Below are 6,588 nucleotides of genomic sequence, written 5' to 3'. Positions count from 1 at the left end.
TTCTTCTCTCTGATCATGAATCAGAAAACTTTCCAGCCCGGATTTGATAAATTTGTCGATTACTGTCTGAATCTGTTTCCAGTCATTACAGTGATTGCGGAGCATCAGTCTGTTGATGGAAAGGCAGCCATTCATTTGAAAATAAAAAACCGATTCTGCCTGTTCAAAGGTTAGGAGGCTGTGTGACATAAGCCAGGTCACATAGCCTTCTTTTGTATTTTCTGCTATTTTTTCCAGAAGAATAGGGGCAATTGCATCATCCAGAAACAGTGCCCTGTATTGTGATTCCATCTGTATTTTCTGACAGAACGGATAGGAACAGCTTTTTTGATTTAGACAGAATAAATGATCTACAGTTGTTAACATATCCTGAGTCATATCATTAAAAATATCTGATAATACATCATGGATATCGTAGTAATGAAGATAAAAAGTGCCACGGTTGATTTCAGCATTTTTGCAAATCTCTGTAACTGTAATTTTCGTAAAACTTTTCTGCTTTAACAATTCTAAGAACGTATCTTTTATGGTTTGCCTGGTATAGCGGGTACGACGATCTTGTTTTCTCGTTTTTTCTGACATTATATACTCCTGTATTATTTGGAATCATATGATTCCTCAACAATTTTTCTGATGTGTTGAGTAACCATACAAATCTCACAGATTGATTATTGTAATTTATATAGTAACAACTATAATGAGGTTTAAAGAAAAAGTCAACAGATTGTTCAGAATTTTAGGAGGAAAAACATGGGACATGTAATTGCAGTATCAGGAAAAGGTGGCGTAGGAAAAACAACTCTTTGTGGATTGTTGATCCAGTATTTATGTGAAAGCGGAAAACGTCCGGTCCTGGCAGTGGATGCAGATGCAAATGCAAATTTGAACGAAGTGCTCGGTGTTGAGCCGGAGGTCACACTTGGGGAGCTGAGAGAAGAAATTGAGCGGGCAGGCATAGACCCACGATATCAGATTCCCTCCGGTATGACAAAACAGGCATATCTGGAAATGCGTCTTTCTGATGCGATTGCAGAAGAAGACGATTATGATTTGATGGTAATGGGACGAACCCAGGGACAGGGCTGCTATTGTTTTGTAAATGGCCTTGTGCAGACCCAGGTTCAGAAACTGCAAAGTCATTATCCATATATTGTGGTTGATAACGAAGCAGGTATGGAACATATCAGCAGAGGAATCCTGCCAATGATGGAAGTTGCCATTCTTGTAAGTGACTGTTCCAGAAGAGGTGTTCAGGCAGCCGGACGTATTGCAAAGCTGATGAAGGAGTTAAACTTTAAACCACAGAAAACTGGATTAATCGTGAATCGTGTTCCGGATGGAAAACTGGATGCCGGAACTCTGGAAGAAATCCGAAATCAGGGACTGGAACTGTTAGGAGTTGTACCACATGATGACCAGGTATATCAGTATGACTGTAATGGAAAGCCGATCATACAGCTTCCGAAAGATTCTCCTGTAAGAAGTGCACTGGGAGAAATTATAAAGAAGTTAGGATTGTGAGTTGGGGGATTGAAAGTTTGAAGATTGAGTAAACAGAAATATTATCTGATTTGGTATAACTATAGCAATCCTCTGAAATAATGCATCTTAATCCAGCCCATCAGAGTGTGAAATCCTGCGTCAGATATCTTTGCCGTGCGTCAGCACGCCTGCAGATATCTTCCTTGTCTTTCGCACTCTGCTGAACTGTCTTAAATGCATTATTTACGAGGATTGCTATAATTGCAAAGAAAGGAAAAACTTCATGAGAAATCATTGGACAGAAATAGAAAAATATTTAGAAGACCAGAAGATAGCGCAGGAACTGATTGGAGAACTGAGAGATTTTCACATGCGTTATGAGGTAGAGGATCAGGTAAAGGAACGGATAGAAAAACCGGATATCCTATTCTATGGGAAAAAGATTCTGGAAATGTCAATAGCAGCGCTTCTTCAGGGAGATAATCTGTTACTTTCCGGTGCGAAAGCTACAGGAAAAAATGTACTATGTGAGACACTGGCATGGATATTCGGAAGACCGGAATACGACATTTCTTTTCATGTAAATACAGACAGTGCCGATCTGATTGGAACGGATACCTTTATAAATAATGAGGTTCGCCTTCGGAAAGGTCCCATTTATCAATGTGCGGAATTTGGAGGATTTGGAATCCTGGACGAAATCAATATGGCAAAAAATGATGCGGTTTCTGTACTGCATGCCACACTGGATCATCGGCGCAGAATCGATATTCCAGGATATAACAGGATTTTACTTCATCCGGCAACACGATTTATCGGCACGATGAATTATGGTTACGCAGGTACCAGAGAGTTAAATGAAGCATTGGTTTCAAGGTTTATGGTAATTGATATGCCTGAAATGGATGAGGATAGTGTCCTTTTTGTATTAAGACAACATTTTCCAGAGGGGAAAAAAAGTGCATTGAAAGCTTTTGCAGGACTGTTTCTGGATTTGCAGATTAAAGCTTATCATGGAGAAATCTCAACAAAATCTCTCGACCTGAGAGGATTGGTTTCTGCTGTAAAGGCAACAAGAAGCGGACTTTCTCCAATTGAAGCAATCCAGATGGGGATCATAAATAAAAGTTTTGATGTATTTGAAAAAGAGATCGTAGAAGATGTGGTTTCTACCAGAATCCCATCTTCCTGGACCGGAAAAGACATATGGGGGTAAACTTGTATGGAGGATGTCAGATGGCCGGCGGAACAACTGGAAGAACATCGTCTGGAGATCAGCAATCGTATCAGAAATCTTTTTTGGACAGTCAGTGGTGATTATGATATGGAATTTGAACCGGACACAGAAAAATATGATTATTCAAAACAAACGGTTCTGTATGAGGCAGTGAAGCAGGGTGCCTTTGCACGATATTTTGATCAGAAGAAACTTGGCATGTATTTGATGAAAAAATTACATTTTTCTGCTGGAGAAGATATGCTTTTGCCTCTTGCTGGATTATGCATGGATGCTGCAGTGAATCGGTTTATCATTCGAGAACGTTTGGGAACAAAGGAAATCAGAGAACAGGCATTCAGAGAATTGGAAAAGGCCGAAGAAGAGCAGGTATCAGACAAAGCCGGAACAGACCTGATTCACAGGATCAGGCTTCTGTATATAAGGCATGTTCTGGAGAACACAGACGATAAGGGAATGGATCCACAGGCAGAGATTGCATTGTATAAGATTCTATCTCTGAAGGATGCGGAAAATACGGAAGATGTCATAAACGTGATAGATGAGATTTATAATCATGTTCTGGATCCTTCTTTTGAAAAAAAGAATGGAAATCTGGAGAAGATTCTGAATTTACCGGATATGGCATTGGCCAATGACGCGTGGCAGGAATGCATGACGGATGAACAGATGGAAGACATCATTCAAAAATATCTTTCTAATATCAAAAAAAAGATGATGAGTCTGGATATCAGAAACAAAAAGAAAAAAAGATCTTATTTTTCTCCGGAAAAAGAAGAAGTTCCGGAAAGCCCGGAGAATATAAATCCACAGGCAGTGCGACGGATACGGGAATATGTGGAACTGAATTACGGAAAATCGTATCTAAGTGAATCGGAACAGACCAGAGTCAACCGGAAATTTTGTACAGGAATCCACAAAAACTGTAACCTGTATCTTACAGACGGAATTTTACAGAACCCTATGATAAAAAATAATCAATACCGTTTTGCTCAGCTGCAGTTTGAAAAAAATAAAGCCTATTATGGAAATAATCACTGGATCATCAAAAGAAATATTTCTGTGTTGGCAGAGTCACTGAAACGGGCATTTATAATCCGAAAGGATGATTTTGTCAGCAGATCTGATGCAGGGCAGCTTGTTCCAGAACGGTTATGGAAAATTGGAAGAACAGACGATGACAAGCTATTTAATAGAAAAAAGAGATCAGAAGATTCTGAATTTGTAATAGATGTCCTGATTGATTCCAGTGGTTCCCAGGCTGGCAGACAGGCTCAGGTAGCGGCGCAGGGATATATTATCAGTGAAGCATTAAGTCAGGCAGGAATTCCTCATCGGGTGACAGGATACTGTGCTTTCTGGGGATATACAGTACTTCAGAGATTTCGGGATTATGAAGATCCAAGGGAAACAAATGAAAGAATCTTTCAATTTCGGGCGTATGCCAATAACAGAGATGGGCTTGCACTGAAAACAGTCTGTTCCTCTCTCATGGAGCGACCGGAAAAAAATAAGATTTTAATCGTATTAAGTGATGGAAAACCCTGTGATATGAGCATACAACGACCAGGAACCCGCCAGCCCAGGATCTATGACGGAGAAGGAGCTGTGAAAGATACTGCATATGAGGTGCGTCGGGCCAGAAATCAAGGAATTTTCGTAATTGGTATTTTTGTAGGGAATGAAGAAGAGCTCTCCGTGGAAAAGAGAATCTATGGAAAAGACTTTGCCTATATTCGTAATATCAGCAATTTTTCCCGTATGGTAGGAACTTTTTTGCGAAGACAAATCGATCTGGAATAAAAATGGAGGAATCACTATGGGTAAAATTGAATTTGCCAATTGCCAGGATGTAAGAAATCAGAAAAGGATACAGGAATTAGATTGTCCACACTGTCATGAACCGGGAGGCATTGAAGCCTTTGTGAAAGACGGGATACTTGCAGAGGATGGAGTATGTGATAACTGCGGATATATTCTTCCAGAAGGAACAGAACTGGAGGAAGTGGAGTAAGAAGCATTTAAGGAGAGAACAAATGAAAATTGCTGTGACTGGAAAAGGCGGAGTAGGGAAAACCATGTTGATGTAATGGCAAAATAGACATTATATTAATTATTTTTCGAAAACAGTTTGAAGTATGGTCATATGTAATGCTTATTATTAAAGAAAAGGAGTAAATATAGAGATGAAAATAGCAGTTTGTGGAAAAGGTGGATGTGGAAAAAGTACAGTAACCAGTCTTTTGGCTAAGGCTTTAGCCAGACGAGGAAAAGAAATTTTGGTAATTGATTCCGATGAATCTAATTATGGTCTACACCGACAGCTAGGTATGAAGCTTCCCAGAGATTTTACAGACTATTTCGGTGGTAAACAAAATGTTTTAAATGATATGATGTTATCAAAATTTACTCATCAGTTTTTTGAGGAAACCTGGACAATAGATGATATACCGGAAGATTATTATAGTCTGAAGGACGGTGTAAAACTGATGAGTAGTGGAAAAATTCATCAAGCAAATGAAGGGTGTTCTTGTGCTATGGGAACTGTTATGACTCAATTTATCCAAAATCTCAGGCTTAAAGAAGACCAATTTGCGCTAATGGATATGGAGGCTGGTATTGAACACTTTGGACGTGGAATTGATAACGGTGTAGATTTGATATTGATAATCATAGATCCATCCTATGAATCCCTACAGCTTTCCAAAAAAATCGGGGAATTATCGGAAAGTATTCGAAAACCATTTTATTACGTTCTCAATAAAGTAACAAAAGAGAATAAGGAAATGATGTATGAAGCTGTATGGAATTCAAGTCGAGTCGCTGTATCTCTTGGCGCGGATCCTAGTATTATGGGAGAGGGACTGATGGGGAAAGAACTATCAGAAAAACCAGATGCTATTGAAAAGTTAACAGAATTTCTACTTTCTATTTAAAGAATGAGGAGATTTACTGTGGATATATTATAAAAGAAAACCAGATCATACAGCTGTAATTTGTAATATTACATCCACTTGACGCAAGAAAAAAGCAGTGATATACTGAAACAAAAATTATTTATAAAATAATAATAAAAACCTGGGACTATATTGTGTGATTGAACAGTTACAAAAAATGCAATTCTTGTGGAGGGTATAGGATGATACAGATTGCAATTGTGGAAGATGAAGAAATTTACGTAAAACAATTAACAGAGTATATCCGGAAATATCAAACGGAAAGGGGAAGATCAATAAAGGTTACAGTATTTGGTGATGGAGAAGATATCACTGAAAATTACAATGGCGGTTTTGACATTATTCTGATGGATATTCAAATGCGGTTCATGGACGGTATGACAGCAGCAGAAAAAATTCGTCAAATGGATCAGAAAGTAATTATCATGTTTATTACAAATATGATTCAATATGCAGTACGTGGATACGAAGTTGATGCAATGGATTATGTAGTAAAACCAGTTGAGTATTTTTCTTTTTCGCAGAAACTGGATAAAGCAGTTGGTCGTATGCGTTCTGAGGTTAAAGAATTTCTTACGATTCCGATTGGGGAAGGAGTTGTAAAGATAGATATAGCAGATATCTATTTTATTGAGGGGCAGAGACATAATGTAATTTATCATACTTCGAGAGGAGATTACTGTTCAAGAATTACGATGAAAGAACTCGAAGAAAAACTTGCGGTACATAATTTTTTTCGATGTGCAAAGGGATATCTGGTAAATATGAATCATGTAGAGGGATTTGTTGGTTCTGATTGTGTGATCCATAATGTACATATACCTGTTAGCAGAACCAGAAAAAAAGAATTCATGAATCTGCTTCTGCAAAACCTCAATATGGAATGATTTCATGCGAAATGGAGGTTATTAA

At 38.3% G+C, this 6,588-nt stretch carries 7 protein-coding genes; 6 read left to right on the top strand and 1 reads right to left on the bottom strand.

The window, feature by feature from the left end; translation table 11 throughout:
- A partial coding sequence (locus tag AC075J_RS12565; RefSeq protein WP_476390384.1) for a TetR/AcrR family transcriptional regulator occupies positions 1-582 on the bottom strand: 582 nt, incomplete at its 3' end.
- Positions 583-750: 168 nt separating this feature from the next.
- Here AC075J_RS12565 and AC075J_RS12560 point away from each other — a divergent pair.
- The 6 genes from AC075J_RS12560 to AC075J_RS12535 all read left to right on the top strand — a co-directional run bounded on the left by AC075J_RS12560 (position 751) and on the right by AC075J_RS12535 (position 6,563).
- A complete protein-coding gene (locus AC075J_RS12560; protein ID WP_118508672.1) occupies positions 751-1,521 on the top strand; it encodes an ATP-binding protein in 771 nt (256 codons plus the stop codon).
- A 244-nt stretch (positions 1,522-1,765) separates the two neighbouring features.
- Complete coding sequence (locus AC075J_RS12555; RefSeq protein ID WP_055199775.1) at positions 1,766-2,698, top strand: AAA family ATPase; 933 nt, start codon at positions 1,766-1,768, stop codon at positions 2,696-2,698.
- Positions 2,699-2,704: 6 nt separating this feature from the next.
- Complete coding sequence (locus AC075J_RS12550) at positions 2,705-4,522, top strand: cobaltochelatase CobT-related protein (RefSeq protein WP_476390383.1); 1,818 nt, start codon at positions 2,705-2,707, stop codon at positions 4,520-4,522.
- Positions 4,523-4,538: 16 nt separating this feature from the next.
- A complete protein-coding gene (locus AC075J_RS12545; protein ID WP_055149523.1) occupies positions 4,539-4,733 on the top strand; it encodes a hypothetical protein in 195 nt (64 codons plus the stop codon).
- Positions 4,734-4,905: 172 nt separating this feature from the next.
- Positions 4,906-5,655 carry an ATP-binding protein gene (locus AC075J_RS12540; protein WP_476390382.1) on the top strand — a complete coding sequence of 250 codons (750 nt, stop codon included), beginning with the start codon at positions 4,906-4,908 and terminating at the stop codon, positions 5,653-5,655.
- A 203-nt stretch (positions 5,656-5,858) separates the two neighbouring features.
- Positions 5,859-6,563, top strand: coding sequence for a LytR/AlgR family response regulator transcription factor (locus AC075J_RS12535; RefSeq protein ID WP_025578142.1), 705 nt, complete (start codon positions 5,859-5,861; stop codon positions 6,561-6,563).
- Positions 6,564-6,588 lie beyond the last annotated feature (25 nt).

The sequence above is a fragment of the Blautia sp. ZXY-1-C6 genome (genome assembly GCF_056339875.1).
Note: the sequence above shows the minus strand (reverse complement) of the source record. Positions and strands in the feature narration are given on the sequence as shown.

What these genes read in the sequence shown, in the direction of transcription:
- AC075J_RS12560 (WP_118508672.1), top strand. Translation starts at nt 751, where the DNA reads ATGGGACATGTAATTGCAGTATCAGGAAAAGGTGGCGTAGGAAAAACA.
- AC075J_RS12535 (WP_025578142.1), top strand. Translation starts at nt 5,859, where the DNA reads ATGATACAGATTGCAATTGTGGAAGATGAAGAAATTTACGTAAAACAA.
- AC075J_RS12555 (WP_055199775.1), top strand. Translation starts at nt 1,766, where the DNA reads ATGAGAAATCATTGGACAGAAATAGAAAAATATTTAGAAGACCAGAAG.
- AC075J_RS12540 (WP_476390382.1), top strand. Translation starts at nt 4,906, where the DNA reads ATGAAAATAGCAGTTTGTGGAAAAGGTGGATGTGGAAAAAGTACAGTA.
- AC075J_RS12545 (WP_055149523.1), top strand. Translation starts at nt 4,539, where the DNA reads ATGGGTAAAATTGAATTTGCCAATTGCCAGGATGTAAGAAATCAGAAA.
- AC075J_RS12550 (WP_476390383.1), top strand. Translation starts at nt 2,705, where the DNA reads ATGGAGGATGTCAGATGGCCGGCGGAACAACTGGAAGAACATCGTCTG.